General features: G+C 71.5%; 16 protein-coding genes. 3 read left to right on the top strand and 13 right to left on the bottom strand.

Annotation, left to right across the window (positions count from 1 at the left end; genetic code table 11):
- Positions 1-28: 28 nt before the first annotated feature.
- The 3 genes from FXF51_RS08060 to FXF51_RS08070 all read left to right on the top strand — a co-directional run bounded on the left by FXF51_RS08060 (position 29) and on the right by FXF51_RS08070 (position 6,213).
- On the top strand, positions 29-1,735 hold the full coding sequence (locus tag FXF51_RS08060; protein ID WP_262379352.1) for an ABC transporter ATP-binding protein: 1,707 nt from the start codon (positions 29-31) through the stop codon (positions 1,733-1,735).
- The gene (locus FXF51_RS08065; RefSeq protein WP_148433640.1) at positions 1,732-3,447 is read left to right on the top strand and encodes an ABC transporter ATP-binding protein; all 1,716 of its coding nucleotides are present in this window, start codon (positions 1,732-1,734) and stop codon (positions 3,445-3,447) included. Before FXF51_RS08060 ends, FXF51_RS08065 begins: the two co-directional genes overlap by 4 nt.
- Before the next feature lie 120 nt (positions 3,448-3,567).
- Positions 3,568-6,213, top strand: a complete 2,646-nt coding sequence (locus FXF51_RS08070; RefSeq protein ID WP_148433641.1) for an ABC transporter substrate-binding protein — start codon at positions 3,568-3,570, stop codon at positions 6,211-6,213.
- A 9-nt stretch (positions 6,214-6,222) separates the two neighbouring features.
- Here FXF51_RS08070 and FXF51_RS08075 read toward each other — a convergent pair whose 3' ends face one another.
- The 13 genes from FXF51_RS08075 to FXF51_RS08135 are packed head-to-tail and all read right to left on the bottom strand — an operon-like array spanning position 6,223 to position 18,565.
- Entirely contained in the window at positions 6,223-7,545 is a 1,323-nt protein-coding gene (locus FXF51_RS08075; protein ID WP_148433642.1) for an MFS transporter, read from the bottom strand.
- A complete protein-coding gene (locus tag FXF51_RS08080) occupies positions 7,542-8,864 on the bottom strand; it encodes an acetyl-CoA carboxylase biotin carboxylase subunit family protein (RefSeq protein ID WP_148433643.1) in 1,323 nt (440 codons plus the stop codon). Before FXF51_RS08080 ends, FXF51_RS08075 begins: the two co-directional genes overlap by 4 nt.
- Before the next feature lie 32 nt (positions 8,865-8,896).
- Entirely contained in the window at positions 8,897-9,445 is a 549-nt protein-coding gene (locus FXF51_RS08085; protein ID WP_148433644.1) for a cupin domain-containing protein, read from the bottom strand.
- Complete coding sequence (locus FXF51_RS08090) at positions 9,445-10,383, bottom strand: hypothetical protein (RefSeq protein ID WP_148433645.1); 939 nt, start codon at positions 10,381-10,383, stop codon at positions 9,445-9,447. The genes FXF51_RS08085 and FXF51_RS08090 overlap by 1 nt, the downstream gene beginning before the upstream one ends.
- A gap of 4 nt (positions 10,384-10,387) precedes the next feature.
- Positions 10,388-10,843, bottom strand: coding sequence for a GNAT family N-acetyltransferase (locus FXF51_RS08095; protein ID WP_148433646.1), 456 nt, complete (start codon positions 10,841-10,843; stop codon positions 10,388-10,390).
- A complete protein-coding gene (locus FXF51_RS08100) occupies positions 10,840-11,745 on the bottom strand; it encodes a hypothetical protein (RefSeq protein ID WP_148433647.1) in 906 nt (301 codons plus the stop codon). Before FXF51_RS08100 ends, FXF51_RS08095 begins: the two co-directional genes overlap by 4 nt.
- A 24-nt stretch (positions 11,746-11,769) precedes the next feature.
- On the bottom strand, positions 11,770-12,048 hold the full coding sequence (locus FXF51_RS08105) for a hypothetical protein (RefSeq protein ID WP_148433648.1): 279 nt from the start codon (positions 12,046-12,048) through the stop codon (positions 11,770-11,772).
- Complete coding sequence (locus FXF51_RS08110; RefSeq protein ID WP_148433649.1) at positions 12,041-12,952, bottom strand: chlorinating enzyme; 912 nt, start codon at positions 12,950-12,952, stop codon at positions 12,041-12,043. Before FXF51_RS08110 ends, FXF51_RS08105 begins: the two co-directional genes overlap by 8 nt.
- Complete coding sequence (locus FXF51_RS08115) at positions 12,949-13,872, bottom strand: amidohydrolase family protein (protein WP_148433650.1); 924 nt, start codon at positions 13,870-13,872, stop codon at positions 12,949-12,951. The genes FXF51_RS08110 and FXF51_RS08115 overlap by 4 nt, the downstream gene beginning before the upstream one ends.
- Positions 13,869-14,099 (bottom strand): acyl carrier protein, encoded by a 231-nt coding sequence (locus FXF51_RS60645; RefSeq protein ID WP_187414249.1) that lies wholly within the window; start codon positions 14,097-14,099, stop codon positions 13,869-13,871. Before FXF51_RS60645 ends, FXF51_RS08115 begins: the two co-directional genes overlap by 4 nt.
- The gene (locus FXF51_RS08125) at positions 14,096-15,598 is read right to left on the bottom strand and encodes an AMP-binding protein (RefSeq protein WP_148433652.1); all 1,503 of its coding nucleotides are present in this window, start codon (positions 15,596-15,598) and stop codon (positions 14,096-14,098) included. The genes FXF51_RS60645 and FXF51_RS08125 overlap by 4 nt, the downstream gene beginning before the upstream one ends.
- Entirely contained in the window at positions 15,588-16,970 is a 1,383-nt protein-coding gene (locus FXF51_RS60650; RefSeq protein ID WP_187414250.1) for a hypothetical protein, read from the bottom strand. Before FXF51_RS60650 ends, FXF51_RS08125 begins: the two co-directional genes overlap by 11 nt.
- Positions 16,967-18,565 (bottom strand): GMC family oxidoreductase, encoded by a 1,599-nt coding sequence (locus FXF51_RS08135; RefSeq protein ID WP_148433653.1) that lies wholly within the window; start codon positions 18,563-18,565, stop codon positions 16,967-16,969. The genes FXF51_RS60650 and FXF51_RS08135 overlap by 4 nt, the downstream gene beginning before the upstream one ends.
- Between the last annotated feature and the right edge of the window lies 1 nt (position 18,566).

Below are 18,566 nucleotides of genomic sequence, written 5' to 3' on the forward strand. Positions count from 1 at the left end.
GCACGGGCGCGTTCAGAGCGTCGCGGGGTTGTTGCGCCCGCACGCCGGCGGCTTCGCCGCCCTGGTGATGTTCCAGGTGATCGGCGCGGTGGCGGGCCTGGCGCCGCTGCTGGCGGTGGCCGAGCTGGGGCGCGTCCTGCTGTCCCCCGCCCCGGCCGACCGCGCCCACGTCTGGGGCGTGGTGCTCATCGGCGTGGCGGGCCTGCTGGTCCGGCTGGCGTTCACCACCGCGTCGTCGGGGATCGGGCACCTGCTCGACGGCCAGGTGCAGCTCGCGTTCCGGCGGCGGCTGGCCGAGCACCTGGGCCGCGTCCCGATCGGCTGGTTCTCCCGGCGCGGCACGGGCGAGCTGGCCAAGGTGGTGGGCGAGGACGTGAGCGCGGTGCACCCGTTCATCGCGCACACGCCCGGCGAGCTGGTCTCGGCGTTCGTGGTGCCGCTGGTGTCGCTGGTCTACCTGTTCACCGTGGACTGGCGGCTGACACTGATCACGTTGATCCCGGTGCTGATGGCGGTGGCGCTGGTCCCGCTGATGATGACGCCTGCGCGGGAGCGGGAGCAGCGGGAGTTCGACGCGGCCATGGGGCGGATCGCCGACTCGGCGGTGGAGTTCGTGCAGGGCATCGCGGTGGTCAAGGCGTTCGGCGGCGCCGGTCGTACGCACCGGAAGTTCCTGACGGCCACCGACGAGTTCGCCGGCACGTTCCTGCGGTGGGCGCGCGGGCTGGCGCCGATCGCCGCCGGGATGCAGACGGCGCTGGCGCCGCCGTTCGTGCTGCTGGTGGTGCTGGTCGGCGGCACGGCGCTGATCGCGGGCGGCGGCCTGGCGCCGGCCGACCTGCTGCCCTTCCTCCTGCTGGGCCTGGGGCTGACCGCGCCGGTGGCGGCGCTGGGGCACGGGTTCGACGACATGACGGCGGCCTGGCGCGCGGCCGGCCGGATCAGGGACGTCCTGGCGGTGGAGCCGCTGCCCGAGCCCGCCCGCCCGGTCGCGGCGCGCGGCCACCGGGTGGAGCTGCGGGACGTGCGCTTCGGCTACGACGCGGGGCGCGAGGTGCTGCGCGGCATCGACCTGGCCTTCGAGCCCGGCACGGTCACCGCGATCGTCGGCCCGTCGGGCAGCGGCAAGTCCACGCTGGTGCAGCTCCTGCCGCGGTTCTTCGACCCCACGCACGGCTCGATCACCCTGGGCGGCGTCGACCTGCGCGACCTCGGCAGCCGGGAGCTCTACCGGACGGTCTCCTTCGTCTTCCAGGACATCCGCCTGCTGCGCGCCTCCGTCGCCGACAACATCGCGCTGGCCGTCCCGCAGGCCGACCAGGACCGGGTGATCCGCGCCGCCCGGCTGGCAGGCATCCACGACCGGATCCTGCGGCTGCCGCGCGGCTACGACACGGTGCTCGGCGAGGAGGCCGAGCTGTCGCGCGGCGAGGCGCAACGCATCGCCATCGCCCGCGCGCTGCTCGCCGACACCCCCGTGCTGGTGCTGGACGAGGCGACCGCGTTCGCCGACCCGCAGACCGAGCAGGCCGTCCGGCAGGCGCTGGCCACGCTGCGCGGCGACCGCACGATCGTGGTCATCGCCCACCGCCTGGAGACGATCGCCGACGCCGACACCGTCGTGATGCTCGACGACGGCGCCGTCGTCGAACGCGGCACGCCCGCCGAGCTGCTGAGCGGGAACGGCCGGTTCGCCGCGTTCTGGCAGACCCACCGAGGAGACGAACCCCGATGATCCGCATGCTGCTGCGCGTCCTGGGACACCGGTACGCGCGACCGGTGCGCCGCACCGTGGCCCTGATGACGGCGACCGCGGTCGTCGAGGGCCTGTCGTACGCCCTGCTGGTGCCCGTGCTGCGAGCCCTGTTCGGCGGCGATCCGGGCGCCGCCCGCCCGTGGCTGATCGCGTTCGGCGCGGCGGTCGCGAGCTACGCCGCGCTGCGCTACGCCAGTGACCTGTCCGGTTTCCGCGTCGGGACGACGCTGCTGCGCGGCACGTACCACCGGCTCGGCGACCACCTGGCCCGCCTGCCGATCGGCTGGTACGGGCCAGGCCGCGTCGGCGAGGTGTCGCTGCTGGCCGGCAGGGGCGTGCTGCAGGCGATGAGCGTGCTCGCGCACGTGCTGGCGCCGTACATCTCCGCCGCCGTCACCCCGCTGACGATCGTCGTGGTGATGCTCGCCTTCACCCCGCAGCTCGGGCTCGCCGCGCTGCTCACCGCGCCGGTCGTGGCGGCCGTCCAGCTCTGGACGGGCCGCGCGACGGCCGCCGCCGACGATGAACGCCACCACCGTGACCAGCGCGCCGCGGGCCGGGTCGTCGAATACCTCCAGGCCCAGCCGGTGCTGCGGGCCGGCGGCCGTACCGCCGAGCGCTTCGGCCTGCTCGACGACTCGCTGCGCGAACTGCAGCGCGCCTCCCGCCGTTCCGCACTGTCGGCGCTGCCGGGTGTCCTCGGCCTCTCCCTCACCGTGCAGGCTCTGTTCACCGCGCTCCTCGTCCTCGGCGCCAACCTGGCGCTCGGCGGCGCCATCGGCCCTGCCGAGCTGCTCGCGGCGCTCGTCCTGGCCACCCGCTGCGCGGACCCCCTCCTCTCCCTCGGCGACATCGGCGGCCAGCTCCGCGGCGCCCGCGCCGAGCTGTCCAGGCTCGACACCCTCCTCCGCACCCCGCCCCTGCCAGAACCCCGCTCGCCGATCATCCCGACCAGCCACGACCTGCGGTTCGACGCCGTCACCTTCCGCCACGGCGACCACACGGTGATCGACGACCTGTCCCTGACCGTCCCCGAAGGCCGGCGCCTCGCCGTCGTCGGCCCGTCGGGCGCGGGCAAGAGCACCCTCCTGCAACTCCTGGCCCGCTTCCACGACGTGGACGCCGGCGCCGTCCGCATCGGCGGCACCGACGTCCGCGACATCGACACGCAGGAGCTGATGTCCCGGATCGCCATCGTCTTCCAGGACGTCTACCTCTTCGACGGCACCATCGAGGACAACATCCGCCTCGGCCGCCCCGACGCCGCCGAGGCCGACGTCCGCGCGGCCGCGACCGCGGCCCGCCTGGACGAGGTGATCGAACGCCTCCCGGACGGCTGGGCCACCGCCGTCGGCGAAGGCGGCGCCCTGCTGTCGGGCGGCGAGCGCCAGCGCGTCTCCATCGCCCGCGCCCTGCTGAAGGACGCGCCCGTCGTGCTGCTGGACGAGGTGACCTCGGCTCTCGACCCGGTCAACGAGGCGGCCGTGCATGAGGGGATCGAGCGGTTGATGGCGGGGCGGACCGTGGTGATGGTGGCGCATCGGTTGCGGACCGTGCGCGGCGCCGATCACATCGCCTTTCTGGACGGGGGGCGGATCGTGGAAGAGGGCACGCACGACGAGCTGCTCCACCGGGGCGGGCGCTACGCCGCTTTTTGGGATATTTCCATGGCACCGGCAGGGAATGAATAGGTATTGCGCGGCGACCGGCTGAGATAAAGAAATGCGCGTTCCAGCATTTGTCTCTCGCGCCTGGCCGCGACGACTTACCGTGGTCGGGATTCGTTCTCGTCAAGGTCACGGGAGTCAAAAGTGAGCGCTTCTCCGATTCGATCCCTGGCCATAAAAATGGTCCGCCGATCGGCGGTCTGGAAGAGAAGCACGTTCGTTCCTGCGGTCATCTTCACCGGCCCGCACCGCGAGGCGCAGGCCTCCATCTTCGCCGGTGCGGTCGCCGGTGAGGTGCCGAACGCGGACGTGAGCCACGACCACGGGCGCCAGACGACCTTCCGGACACTCATCGACCGCGCGGCCGGGGAGACGGGAGATCTGGGCGCCCGAGTGCCGGGTTCCTGGTTGCCGGCGCCGCGATTTCCGCTCACCCAGATCATTCTGTTCGCGCTGCGAATCCATGAGGAGCGAGAACAACCACCCGAAGAGAACCGGGGCGACCAGGCCGGCAGCGGCTCGCAAAGGTCCCGGGACGCGGTCTACGAAGAACGCCTGCGAGAATGGCGGCGCCGGCGCGCCCCCCTGCGATCGTTCGGCGGCCGTTTCGAATATTTCGTGCGATTCCTGGGCGGCCCGTCCATCGTGGCGGCGATTGTCACGGTGCTGCTCACGAAGTGGCTGGAGACCGCCGGCGCGGCCAACGTGTTCATCCTCGCGGGTTCCTTCGTCGGCGCGGTACTGGCCGCCCTGGCGATGGCCCGCTTCTGGTCCAGTGGCACGTACCGGCATCGCTGGTTCTGCACGGAGCCGTATGTGCGGCGCGGCGAGCGCGAAGCACTGCCCGCCTACCTGCGCAGGGTGGCGGAGCAGGAGGACGACGCCGTCATCGAGCGGCTGCTCATGTTCGCCTTCCTCGAGGATCTGCGCCTCGCCTACCGCCGCAAGGCGCCCTGGCCGGGGTGGGGCAGGGGCGGCTACGCCGTTCTCCGGCTCGGCGACATCGGCCGTGACGCCGAGCGGACGAATTTCCTCAAGGTCATGCATCGGGTGCTCACGGACACAGGACGGAAGGTGCCGCTGCTCGTCGTCGCCGAGGCGGACGTGTGGCCCGCGGGCCTGTGCGGCGACGACCATCCGTCCGCGGCCCGGGTGAACCCGGCGGGCCCTGACCTGCTCCGGGCCCATGCCGACTGGCAGGACTCCGCACAGCGGGTGTCGCCCTGCCCTTACCTGGTCATGGACCGGAGCGCGGCCTACGAGAAGTTCACGGACGTGCCGCAGGTCAAGCGGCGCGCCCTCCGGCGATTTCGTCCCGTCGGATACTGGCTGCTGGTCGCGACGACCATTCTGCTGCCGCTCGGCGGAGGCGGGTGGTGGGTGCTGCGCCCGTGCGGGTCAGGTCTGTCCTCGATGAACGGCGAATGCATCGGCCTGAGTAGCGCCACCGTCAATTACGACTCCACGCTCGCGCCGATCCTGCGCCTCATCACCGATCAGAACGACTCCATCCCTGCGGACGCCAAGATCTACCGCATCATCTACTTCGGGCAGCTCACCCGCTCCGGGGAGCAGGATCCCGGTCACAGCCTGGTCGGCACAGCCGCGGAGCTGACCAGGCTCTACGCCAGGCAGCTCGAGACCAACAAGCAGCAGAGCGACTGGAAGGTGCAGGTCGAGTTCGCCAATCCGGGGCAGGATTTCACGAACGCCCACATGGCCGCCGACGCGATCGTCAAGCGCGCGGCCTGGGATCATTCCATCGCGGCCGTGGTCGGCCTCGGCTGGAGCCGCACCGAGGTGCGAACAGCGTTGGAAATCCTGTGCGGGGCGCAACTGCCGGCGGTCACGACCTCCGCGGGCGCCGATCGGCTGCGCCCGCTCGGCGGCAAGATGTGCCCGTATTTCTACCGGATGGCGGCACTCAACTCACACCAGGCCAGAGTCGCGGTCCATTGGCTGAAAACGGGCCTGCCGTTGCAGGAGGGCAAGCTGCCCGAGAACCCCAAGGTGGCGATTCTGCAGCAACGAGATGAGCTGGAGATCTACAGCGAGGACATGGCGGACGAGTTCGCGAAAATCTATCCAGCGAACCTCTACCGGAGATACGTCTACACCGACGACAAAGATCTGCGGTACATGGTCGAACAAGCGTGCCGGGAATACGGAGCCCTGTTCTACACGGGCCGCGCCGCACTGTTCCCGGTGCTGGATGACGCGTGGCGGACTCACTGTGCGAAGCGAAATGTGCCTGTGCTGTCCTCTGACGATGTGACGAGCATGGTGGCCACGGAGACGAAGCGCAACCCGCAGGGACACAACATGGATGTGCGGTTCATCTCGCTCAGCGATCCCCGTACGGACGAGAGCGCCCCGGCCGCGAACAACCACGAGAGTGTCGTCCGCGAGATCATGAAGCAGGTCGAGGCCGAACGTAAGAAGAGCACGCACGAGGGCCATCCGGCACCCGTGCCACTGCCTGCCGACCATGTCATGCTGACCCACGACGCGGCGCTCGCCGTCACCACCGCCTTCGACTGGATCCGCGGCTATACGGACGGCATGGACGTCAGCGCCGGAGTGCAGGACAACCTGCGTGGCCTCGAAGTCGCCGGCGCTACCGGCGCGATCACCTTTCCGATGGGCAAAGAGCCGCATGACGCGCAGAACCGGAGACTGTGGCTCATGCGGGCGGTCCCACGCGAGCGGCTCGAGCGGGTGGACGTCTGTCATGTCGAGAACACCATGGTCGTCTGCGAAGGGGCGCAGGAGGCGAAGGCCCCTTCGTGAACTCTCTGATCAACGCACGACGGGGTCCCGGACGCCCGCCCGCATCCCCAGGCAGGCGAGCACCCCGAGCCCCGCGCACATGACCCACACCGCACCCCCCACGTACTGGAACAACGCCGTCCCGATGCTCGGCCCGACCGCCCAGCCCGCCGTCTGGCAGGTGGACAGCGCGCCGATGTAGCGGCTGCGCAGGGCGGGGGCCGGGGCGGCGAGAGCCGGGTAGGCGCCGATGGACGGGGCGCTGATGATCTCGCCGAGGGTCCAGACGACGGCGCCCACGACGAAGATCCACGGGCCGAAGGGCAGGCCGAACAGGCCCAGGCCGACGCCGAGGAGGAGGCAGCCGGCGGCGACGGTGGCGCGCATGGAGAAGCGCTGGATGAGGGTGGTCAGGGGAAGCTCGACGAAGATGACGAGCGCGCCGTTGAGGGCGACGACGGCGCCGTAGAGTGCGGTCGGGTAGCCGCGTTGCTGTATTTCGAGCGGGAGCGTCGACTGGTACTGGACCTCGGCGACCGCGGTGATGAACATGCCGGCGAGGAAGAGCAGGAACCGGCGGTCTCGCAGGAGGTCGCGGTAGCGGGCGGTGTCCTCGGGGGCCGGGGCGTTCTCCGTGGTGCGGCGGCGGGGCGCGGGCGGGATGACGAGCAGCACGACGACGGCGAAGAGCAGGCTGACGACGGCGTTGACGACGAAGACCACCTGGTAGGAGTACGCGGCGGCCAGCCAGACGCCGAGCAGCGGGCCGATGGCGGCGCCGAGGTTGAGTCCGAAGCGGCTGGCGGCCGAGGCCATCACGAGCCGCTGCGGCGGGGTCAGCTCGGCGAGCATGGTGGAGGCGGCCGGGCGGTACATCTGGCCGAACGCGCCCGCGACGGAGCTGATGGCCAGCAGCGGGACGATCGCCGTGACGGCGGCGAGTGCGGCGGTGGCGACGCTGCACAGCAGCATCGACCAGATGATCACCGTGCGGGCGCCGAACCGGCCGGTCGCGGTGCCGCTGACGAACGTTCCCACGATGGAGCCGGCGCCGAAGCCGGTGAGGACGAGGCCCGCCTGTGCCGGGCTGTAGCCGATGCCGGTCAGGTAGAGGACGAGGAAGAGGGCGACGAAGCTGCCCATGCGGTTGAGTGCGATGCCGAACAGCAGGACGATCGCCGAGCGGGGCAACTCGCGCAGCGTCCGCAGCACTCCGGCAGGCGCCTCGTCGGCGGGCGCCTCGTCGGCGGGCGCCCCACCGGCAGGCGCCCCGTCGGCGGGCGTCCCACCGGCGGGCGTCCCGTCGGCGCCGATCCCGTCGGTGGGCGTCCCCTCGCCCGACGGGGCCGTCATGCGGGGCTCCAGGCGCAGCGTAACGCCGCCAGCGATCGGTCGAGCGCGGCGGACACCTCCTCGCGACCGGCCGCCGTGGCGGTGGCGAACGCGACCCGCCCCTCCATGAGGTCCTTGTGCGGCAGCAGGACGACCTCACCGGGCCCGACGAGCGGAACGGCGAGATCGGCCTCCGGCGGCAGCCCGTCCGCGGAGAAGGCGATCTCCTCGATCCGGGTCTCGTGCCACGGCGGGTAGGCGAACCTGATCCCCGAGCACAGCGCCCGCGTCCGCGTCAGGTCGGGCGCGTCGCCGCACGACACCGCGGCGAGGGCCAGGCCGGGGTCCACGCCGGAGGCGCAGTGGCACAGGTACGACAGCAGGTCGCCGCCGAGCCGCCCGTTGATCTCGATCAGCTTCGGCCCCTCGTCGGTGAGCTTGAACTCGGTGTGCGTGGCCCCGGTCTCGTAGCCGACGGCCGCGTGGACCTGGTCGAGGAAGCCTGCGATCGCGGGGTCGCCGAGCAGCGGGTCGTCCCCGTCCGTCCAGTGGCCGGTCTCCTCGAAGTACGGCGCGAAGCCCATCTCCTTGTGGGAGACGAAGACCGGCGTGACCCGCCCGTCCTGTACGACGCAGTCGACGGCGACCTCCGGCCCCGTCAGATACTCCTCGATCAGCACGAAACGGTCGGCGGACGGCAGGCCGGCGGCGGGGAGGCGGTGCGCGGAGGCGAAGTGGTCGGCCAGTTCGCCGCCGTCGCGAACCAGCGCGACGGCCTGGCTGGCGACCCCCGCCCTGGGTTTGACGACGACCGGGAAGCCGAACTTGTCGGCGGCGGCGAGCGCCTCGGCCAAGTCGCCGACCAGCACGGACTGCGGCTGCGGCACGCCGCGCCGGCCGGTGCCGTCCGCGGCGAGGGCGGAGCGGGTGGTGAGCTGGTCGGCGAGCGCGGAGCGGGTGGCGTGCTGGTCAGCGGCGTACGCGGCGAGGGCGGAGCGGGTGGCGTGCTTGTCGCGGCAGGCGCGGGCGGCATCCGGGCCTGCGCCGGGCAGGCCGACGGCCGCGGCGGCGAGCGCGGTGTCCACGACGTGGTCCTCGGCCCAGGTCATCACCCCGTCGGCGGCCACCCGCGCGACGACCTCGCGGACGGCGGCGACGATGCCGCCGGTCGTCATGCCGGGCACGACGGCGGCGGAGGCGATGTACGGCGCCTCCCAGTCGACCGGCCTGCCGATGACGAGGTGCACCTCGTACCGCTCGCCGATCTGGCGCAGCATGAACTCCCGGTACAGACGCGGCCCGGTCGCCACGACCACGAGCCGCTTCACGGGCCGATTCACGGGCCGATCCACGGGCCGATCCACGGGCCGCTTCACGACGCCCACTCGGCGCCGATGCCGACGAACGCCATCAGCGCGGGCGTGGCGGCGCGGTTGTGCCAGGCGTGGCGGGTGCCCTGCTGGACGACGCACGCTCCGGGGGTGAGCCGCACCTCGTCGCCGGAGTCGAGCTCCAGCCACAGCTCGCCTTCGAGGCAGATGCCGTAGTCGAGGGTGTCGGTGGTGTGCATGCCCGAGGTGTCGCCCGGTTCGAAGACGTCCATGAGCCCTGGCAGCCGCTCCTCGACCTCCGCGTCGATCTCGGCCCGCTCCTCAGGAGAGGGCGGCGGCACGGACGAGGCGGGCGGGAAGCGGACGAGCAGGAGCCGGGTCCCGCCGGCGCCCGCGAAGAACGGCAGGGTGACCGGCGGGGCCGCCTTGGGGCCGACGGTCGCGCCGCCGTCGGGGCTGCCCCACATCAGGTACATCTCCTGGCCGGGCAGCGCGCGGGCGGTGATCGGCGTGACGAGCGTGTCGCCGGCGATGACCGCCGCGCCGTCCGGGCGGAACCCGGTCACGACGAGGCGTGGGTCGATGGCCATCAGATTCCTCCTCGTTCCCGCAGCAGCTTGAGCGTGCCCTCCTCCGCCGCGCGCAGGTCCGCGCAGGCGGCGGCCACGCGGACGGCGTCCACCTGGCCGAGGGCCTTGCCGATCATCAACTGGTTCCTGATGTCCCTGCACCGCGCGACGAGGTCGGCGAGCGCGGGTTCGGCGTCCGCGTACGCGGGCTGCCGCGCCGCGAAGGCGCGCAGGCAGGCCCGCGACCCCTCGTAGACGGAGAAGGCGTCGTAGAGCAGGGCGATGGTGCGGGCGGGGGCGATCCACGGGGTGGCCAGGAGGTCGGCCACCCCGTCCAGCAGCGCGTACGTGTCGTCGTGGTCGCGCAGCACCTCCGTGAACGCCGCCGCGGAGCCGGTCACGGCGGCGTGCACGTCGTACGGCCCGGCAGGGAACCAGCTCACGTGCCGCAGCTTGCCGTTGTCGTAGGCGGCGGCGATGACGTCCTCGGGGTAGGCGTAGCGGCACAGCACGCTCGCCCGGTTGTCGTCGAGGATCGACCAGCGCCCGTCCGCGAAGGACGTGAGCGTGATGGTGTGCACGACGTGGTCGACGCGGTATTCGGGGGTGTGCGGCAGGTAGTAGACGTCCACGAACAGGATCACGTACCCGGCGCGGCGGACGGTTTCGATGATGAGGTCGCGCGCCTGCGCGTAGGTGTCGAACGGCAGGTACTCCCTGGCGACGCCGACGCGGGCGAGGTTGGCGGGGTCGAGAAGGGCGCTCTGGAAGTCGTACTTCGGGCGGCCGATGCGGATGACCTGGTCGGCGATGTCGTCGCCGGCGACCAGGCAGGGGGAGAAGGCCAGCGGCAGGTCGGGCACCCGCTCGGCGAGCATGACCATGGCCTGCCGCTGGTAGCAGTTGAGGAACGACCGGTCGTACAACTGCTGGTCGTAGCCGTAGACGTCGTCTTTCATGGCGTCAGATCGCCCTGGTCATGAAGGCGCTGTGCGGGTCGGGGCCGTAGCCGGCGAACGGGCCGCAGGGCTCGAAGCCGAACTTCTCGTACAGCTTCCTGGCCCGCGCGAAGTGCTCGGTCGAGCCGGTCTCCAGGCTGAGCCGGGTCAGGCCCATGGCTTTGGCCTCCGCCAGCATGTGGGTGAGGAGCTGGGCGGCGATGCCGTCGCGGCGCCGTTCGTAGGCGGTGCGCATGGACTTGATCTCGCCGTGCGTGCCTTCGATGCGCTTGATCGCGCCGCAGCCGACGAGCTGGTCGCCGTCGTAGACGGACCAGAACGTGACCTCGGGGACGCGCAGCGCGTCGAGGTCGAGCGCGTAGACGCTGCCCGGCGGGGTGATGGCGCGCATCTCCTCCAGGTGCTCCTCCAGGAACGCGGCGATCTCCGGCCCGCGCAGGTCGTCGACCACGATCTTCATTGACTCGCCTCCAGTAGTGCGCACGCGAAGAAGCCGGGGGCGGAGGCCTGCGCCAGGTAGAGCGCGCCCCGCTCCAGGCCTGTCTTGTCGGTGTAGTCCATCAGATTGATCAGCCAGTCGGCGTTGCCGCAGTGCCCGTACCTGGTCATCGGCTCCTGGAAGTGCAGCAGCCCGCGGGCCTGCCCGGCGGCCATCGCGTTGAAGCCGGCGATGGGCGTGTACAGGCTGGAGGTGAAGATCTTCGTGACGTCTCCTGGCGCGCGGCCCGCCTGCTCGTACGCCTGGTCGAGCGCGGCGCGGGCGACGGCCTGCCTGGACGCGAACGTGTCCTGCCCGACCATGCCGGAGAAGTCGGCGGCCAGCCCTGCGCCGGCGAGGGTGAGGCCGCCGTGGTCGCGGCTGATCAGGCAACCGGCCACGGCGTCGCCGAACAGCGCGAAGGACTTCACCCTGTCGCGGTCGTCCGGGGTGCGGTCCAGCGCCACCAGGACGACGTTCCGCGCGCCCGCGGCGGCCAGGTCCCAGCCGTACCGCAGGGCCTCGACGGAGCTGCAGCACTGCTGGAGCGAGACGATCGCGGGCACGCACGCGGTCAGCCCGGCGGCGCGCATGACCTCGACGGCGACGTCCCTGCCGAGCAGGCCGAGCGCGCCGTCGGAGGTGGCGAGCACGAGGCGGTCCACCTCGGCGGGCCTGACCCCGTGCGCGCTCAGCACCTTGGCCACGCAGTCGGCGACGTACGGCACGAGCGGCCCGGTCATCTTCCGGTACGTGCCCGTGCCCATCGCGGAGAACGCGGTGTCCGGCGACACCGCGCGCCACAGGTCGTCGAAGCCGGGAATGTCCTCAGGGCGGCCCTCGGCGTCGCCGGCCACGTACGCGAAGGATGAGATTCCGGCCACGTGCGTGGATATGGTGCCGGACACTCAGACCTCGGCCGGCGCGCAGGCGTCGATCTCGTCGAGCACCTTCAGTATGCCCTCGACGTCGTCGAGCAGCGGCACCCACTCGGGGCGCAGCGCGATCTTCCCGCTGGCCTTCTCCTCGATGTAGCTGTTGACCAGGATGAGGATGTTGAGCGAGCTGATCCCGAGCTCGGCGCGCGACATGCCGGGCGCGACGTCGTCGTAGGTGAGCGGGGGCGCCATCGGCTGGGTGCCGAGGAAGTCGACGAAGTTCCTCAGCCGGTCGTCGAGGTCAGGCATCGGCGGCCACCCGCTTGAAGGCGAAGCCGTTGAGGTTCTCGGTGTAGATGCGGTTGTGGCCGTACCTGTCCTCGCCGGAGACCAGGACGCAGCCGTGGTAGTCGAGGCTGATCTCGTCGCCGAACTCGACCAGCCGGTCCACGTGCTCGTACACCTTGGTCTGCGGGATGACGTAGCGGGAGGCGTAGCCGAGGCGGGTCTGGTCGCTGACGTTGGGCAGCGAGCCGTGCACGCACTTCTCGACGAACAGCACGAACTGTCCCGGCTCCATCTCCATCTCCACGACGTCGTCCTTCTCCGGGTCCCAGTCGGGGTCGAGCTGCAGCTCGGAGTAGTCGTAGCCGAAGAAGTCGGTCTTGCGTTCCGGGTTCTTGGTGAGCCGCCTGGCCTCGTCGTAGAACCAGCGCTTCTGGCTGCCACGGATGAAGCGCAGGCAGCCGTTCTCGCGCCTGGCCGGGGAGAAGGCGGTCCAGACGCTGACGTCCTGGAGCACCGTGTCGTCGTCGCGGTCGAAGGCGAAGCTGAGCGACGGCGTGGCGGCGGTCGTGGTCTCGCCGACGATGTACTTCTCGACCTGGTGCCAGCCGGTGCCCGCGCTGCCGGGCGGCTTCTGGAAGATGTTGGACTTCCAGCAGATGATGTCCTCGCCGAGGAGCGAGCGCAGCTTGTTGACGATCTCCGGCCGCGAGATGTGCTCGGAGAGGGTGTCGCAGTCGAGGTGCCGGTCGTAGTTGATGATCGTCGAGTTGTGCGGCTTGTTCTTCGACAGCGCCATCTCGATCATGGCCTTGCTCCAGATCTGCTGAGCCTCGCCGGGCTCGTAGAGATCGAAGGGGCCAACATAGCCGTTGTCCTTGAAGAACTGGATCTGCTCGGCGGTGAGGCCGTCGGTCAACGAGGTCATTCGCCTGTGCCCTTCTTGTCGAGGAGCCGTTGTGCGTTCTTCCACATGAAAAGTTCGCGGTCGGCCTGCGGCATCTCGGCCGGGAAGGCCCCTTCCGCCGTGAGCCGTTCCACGAAGTTGGTCTGTTTGCCCTGCAGCCGGAAGATCGGCCAGTCGGTGCCGAACAGCACCTTGTGGTTGATGTTGCGGCGGAAGAACCGGTTGAGCCCGGCCACGCCGTCGGGCGCTTCGTAGCCGCTGGCGTCGATGTAGACGTTCGGCCGGTTGTTGCAGAGCATCGCGCACTCGTCGGGGTAGTGGACGCTGCCGTGCGCGAGCACGAAGTCCACGCCGGGGAAGTCGCGCGCGGGCCGATCCACGTAGATGGGCAGCGCGATCTCGAAGTCGAGCGCCGGGGAGGTGGCGCCGATGTGCGACAGCACCGGCAGCCGGCGTTGCGCGCAGATCTCGTAGAACGGGTAGAGCGCCTTGTCGTCGAGGCGGTAGCCGCACGGCGGGTAGAGCTTCATGCCGTCGAAGCCGTAGTCGACGATGGCCCGCTCGAACAGCGTGATCCCGTCGGCGCCCCAGCGCGGGTCCACGCCGACGAGGACGCGGAAGCGGCCGGGGTGCCGGTCCACCACGAGCTTGTGGTGGTCGATGATCTCCTCGATGGAGTGCGTGCCGTCCTTGAGCGTGTAGGTGAAGTCGGGCAGCAGCAGCACGGCCACGTCGATGCCCGCGTCGTCCATCTCCTTGACGAGCTGGTCGCAGAGCGGGTCCTGGAGGGTCGCGTCGTGCATGCGGCGCAGCCGCTCCTTCGTCGCGGGCAGGCCTCGGGCCTGCATGGCGGCGGCCATGTTGTCGATGACCCCGTCGCGGAACGACGGCGGGAAGCACATCTCGGCCGCGACGTGGCAGTGGAAGTCGATGATCGTCATGAGTTCGCCCCCAGGCAGATGCCGACGAGGTCGTGCACGTACTCGGCCTCGATGAACTTCTGGATGTGTCCCATGGCGTCGATGCCGGTCTGCTCCTCCAGCACGAACACGATGCTCATGAGCCCGATCGAGTCGACGCCGAGGTCGTTCCTGAGGCTCATGGACGGCGCCACGTCCCTGCCGGGCAGGACGCTGGCGATGATCTGGCAGAGCGCCTCCTCGGTCACCTGTCGCCACTCCTCCACACGGCGCGCGTCACCGCGCCTCGGTCGATCTTGAAGTTCCTGGTCAGCAGGCCGCTCTCCACGGTGAGCTCCGCCATCGGCCGGACGATGGTGGTCGCGATCCGGTGCGAGGGCTCGCGGGCGGCGTTGAGCCGTTCGACGGCCGCCTCCGCCTCGGCCGCCCTGCCCGGGTCCTCGGTCCAGACGACGCAGGCGAGCAGCGCGGCGCCGTCCGGCAGGGCGACCAGGGCGCGCACGCCGGGCAGGGCGCGTTCGATGCCGGCCTCCAGCTCGGCCGGGTTGATCTTCACCCCGCTCCTGGTGATGATCACGTTCTTCTTGCGGCCGGTCAGCCGCAGGAACCCGTCCTCCATGACGCCGAGGTCGCCGGTGGCGATCCTGCCGTCGGGCAGGAAGACCGCGTCCTGCGTCTCGACGCCCTCGTACACGTAGCCGGCGACCTGCGGCCGGTCGGCGCGCACGATCACCTCGCCGTCGTCACCCAGCTCGACGGCGACGCCGTCCACGGGCGGTCCTGCGGTGCCCGCCCTGGCCCGGCCGGGCACGTTCATCGCGATCCAGCCGATCTCAGTGCTGCCGTACAGCTCGTAGAGCGGCGCGCCGAGCTCGTGGAACAGGGCGACCATGGCCGGTGGGACGGGCGCGGACCCGGTGTACATGAGCCGCACCCGCGAGCCGTACATCGACAGCCAGCCGCGGCCCTTCTCGACGCGCCCGGCCGGGTCGGCGGCCATCACCCGGTTGTACAGCAGCTCGAAGAAGGATGGCGGGCCCAGGATGATCGTCGGCTCGACGGCCTTGAACGCCTGGAACATGATCTCCGGCGGCACCACGGTGGCGGCGCAGCCCGTCCAGATCGCGAGGTAGGTGAGGTAGCGCTGCTGGAAGTTGGAGTACGGCATCACGATCGCGATGTCGTCGTCCGTCGTGACCCGCCACGCGCGGGCCGACAGCTCGACCGTGTTGGCGATGCCGTCGTCGGTGAGCAGCAGGCCCTTCTGCGTCCCGGCGGTCCCCGAGGAGAACGCGATGGTGCGCACGCCGGGCGGCAGCGCCGGGGCGTCGGCGTGCCGCACCGGGTCCAGCTTGACCGGCCGGTCCGTGAGGACCGCGGTGGCCGGGGGCGGCGCGGCGCCGTCCGGGAGCGGCTGGGTGAGCAGCAGCGCGGCCAGCCGGTACGCGCCGACCAGCCCGCCGATCCGCGCCGGGTCCGAGCGGTTCTCCGCCGGGATGGCGACGGGCACGCAGCCGAGGGCGAGCAGCGCGAGGTCGGCCAGGATCCACTCGTAGGAGTTCGGGCCGAGCACGCCGACCAGGTCGCCCGCGCCGAGCCCGCTGTCGCGCAGCTCGCCCATGAGCCGCGCGGCGTCGTCGTGGATCTCGGCGTAGGTCCTGACCAGTGTGCCGCCGTCCCGCGACAGGAAGCGCATCCGCTGCCCGGGATGCTCGGCGAGCCTGTCCACCAGGGAGTCAACGAACATGGAGGTGTTCCTGCACGTACTCGACGGACTGCATGGGCCGGTGGCGCAGCTCCTCGACCAGCGGGGCGAGGGGCCCGGGGTCGGCCGGGCCGTACGCGGCGTGGAAGGCGAGCGCGGGCGCCGGGTCGGGCAGCAGCAGGACCTCGGCGAGCACGCGGGCCAGCGACCGCAGCCCGGCGATCACCACGTCGGGCTCGCCGGTGAGCACGGGCCCGTCGGGGGCGAGCGCGCCGAGCCTGGTCAGGTAGGACAGCTGCAGGAACATGCCGTCGCTGTCGGGGAACGTGCCGAGCCCGCGGTCCACGTAGCGCAGGCATTCGGCCAGGTAGTACGCGACCACGTCGGCCTTGTCGATCCCGAGCCGCGCGGCCCACACCTCGGCCAGGAAGAGCACGCCGAACACGTCGGCGGCCGTCTCCTGGAGCACCCCCACGACCCAGTGGTCGGCCCGCCACAGCGGGTCGAAGTCCGTCGCGGGCCGGTGCACGAAGTGGCCGAACTCGTGGCTGAGCACGCCGAGCACCGGGATGCCCGCGAAACGATCGGCCGCCGGGTCGAACCCGTCGCCCACCCGCACGTACCGGGCGGACAGCGGCGCGGACACCGCGTCGAGGACGGCCCGGTGGGTGTTGCGGAAGTAGTAGGTCTTCTTGTACGGCGATTCCTTGACCCCTTCGTCCTCCGGCAGGAAGTACGCGATGTGCTTGGGGTGCAGGTTGCCCTCGCCGGCCATGAAGAACAGCCGGGTCGCGGCGAACGCCGGCAGGTCGCCGAGCCGCAGGTCCACCATGAGCGAGCGCAGGTACGGCTCGACCCGGTCCCGCTCGGCGAGCGCGGCGGCCACGAACTCCTGCCCGGTGTCGTCGCGGCGGCAGGCGAACGCGGTGGGCAGCCCGCCGGGGTCCTTGCCCGACCAGGTGCCGATGTGGCCGGCGACGAGCGTCACGTCCTCGCGCAGCTCCGCCAGTTCGCGCAGGGCCCGGTCCGGGTAGCCGTGCTCGACGGCATCGGCGCGCAGCCGCAGCGCGCGCCGGTCGGCGTCGCGGGGCAGGTGCTTGGCGACGTCCCGCATGGCGGAGGCGACCAGCGCCGGCGTGTGGAAGCGCCGCGCGCCCTCCGGCGCGGGCGCGCCCGGCCTGCCCGCGGGCGCCGCCGCTGTGTCGACCGCCGCGTCCTTGGCGTGATGCCACTCGGCGTCCACGGCCGACTTCAGCGTGGCCAGCCCGGCGAGCAGGCCGGCACCGAGGTCGGGCGTCTCGGCCGCCAGGTCGAGGCAGGCCAGCTGGTAACCGCCGGACGGCGGCCAGAAGGCGCTGCGCCGGTCGCGGAAGGTCCCGACGGCGGCTCGGTTGCGTGCGTAGTCGAACCTCATGCTTTCTCCAGGGAATCGGCGATTACGAGCGCTGCGCCTTTCTCGCCGATCATCATGCTCGCGGCGTTCGTGTTGCCCGAGACCATGGTCGGCATCACCGAGGCGTCGATCACGCGCAGGCCGGACAGGCCGTGCACGCGCAGCCGGTGGTCGACGACCGCCATCGGGTCGTCGCCCATCCGGCACGTTCCCACCGGGTGGTAGGAGGTGTCGCCGTTCTCCCGCGCGTAGGCGACCAGTTCCTCGTCGGTCCTGACGTCCTTGCCGGGGATCAGCTCGTGGGCCCGGTACGGGTCGAGCGCGGGATCCCCGACGACGCGGCGCGCGATGCGCATCCCGGCGACCAGCCGCGCGCGGTCGGCCGCCGAGTCGAGGAAACGCGGCCGGATCGCGGGCGGCGCCGCCGGGTCGGCGGAGCGGATGTGGATGGACCCGGCCGACTCGGGCCGCAGCGGGTAGACGCCGACGGTCATGCCGGGTGAGGTGTCGAGCCGCCGGGTCGCGCCCGCGCCGTAGCTGGCGGGGGCGAAGTGGAACTGCAGGTCCGGCCGCGGCTCGGCGTCGGACGAGCGGACGAACCCGTGCCCGAGCGCGATGGGCAGGCTGAGCAGCCCGCGCCGGCGCGTCAGGTACGTCGCGATCTCGCCGGCCAGCCGCAGCCCGCGCGAGCGCTCGTTGAAGGTGATGGGGCGGCGGACCCGCCAGCGCAGCCGGGTCGCGTAGTGGTCGCGTAAGTTCTCGCCGACGCCTGGCAGGTGGTGCACTACCGGGATCCCGGCGGCGGCGAGCACGTCGGCGGAGCCGATCCCCGACAGTTCGAGGAGCTGCGGCGACTGGACGGCGCCCGCGCTGACGATCACCTCGCGCGCGCACCCGGCCTGCCAGGAGCGGCCCCGGTGCCGGAATCGGACGCCGACGCAGCGCGTGCCGTCGAACCGGAGCCCGGTGACGTGCGCGTCGGTGAGCACGGTCAGGTTCGGCCGGCGCAGCGCGCGGCGCAGGTACGTCCCGGCGACCGACGAGCGGCGCCCGCGGTCGTGGTTGACCTGGTAGTAGCCGAAGCCCTCCTGGTCACCGGAGTTGTAGTCGGGGTTCTCGCGGTAGCCGGACTTCTGCGCGGCCAGCAGGAACGCCTCGCACAGCTCGTCGCGCTCGCGCGGCAGGCCGACGCGGATCAGCCCGTCGCGCCCCCGGCTCGGCCCGGCGATCGCCGTGCTCTCCAGGCTCTTGAAGTACGGCAGCACGCCGGCCCACGACCAGCCGGGATTGCCGAGGCGCTCCCACTCGTCGTAGTCCTCGCGCTGGCCGCGCACGAAGATCATGCCGTTGATCTGGTTGGACCCGCCGAGCAGCCGGCCGCGCGGGATGCGCAGGCTGCGGTCGCCGATCGTCGGGTCGGCGTCGGTCTCGAAGCACCAGTCGTAGGCGGGGTTGCCCATGAGGATGGTCTCGGCGGCCGGGATCGTCAGCAGCGGGCTGCGCCGCCGCGACCCCGACTCCAGCAGGAGCACCCGGGCGCCGGGGTCCTCGGACAGCCGCGACGCGAGCACGCACCCCGCCGCGCCGGCCCCCACGATGATGTAGTCGGCCCGCATC

The organism is Nonomuraea sp. PA05 (genome assembly GCF_008086045.1).
Taxonomy (GTDB): domain Bacteria; phylum Actinomycetota; class Actinomycetes; order Streptosporangiales; family Streptosporangiaceae; genus Nonomuraea; species Nonomuraea monospora.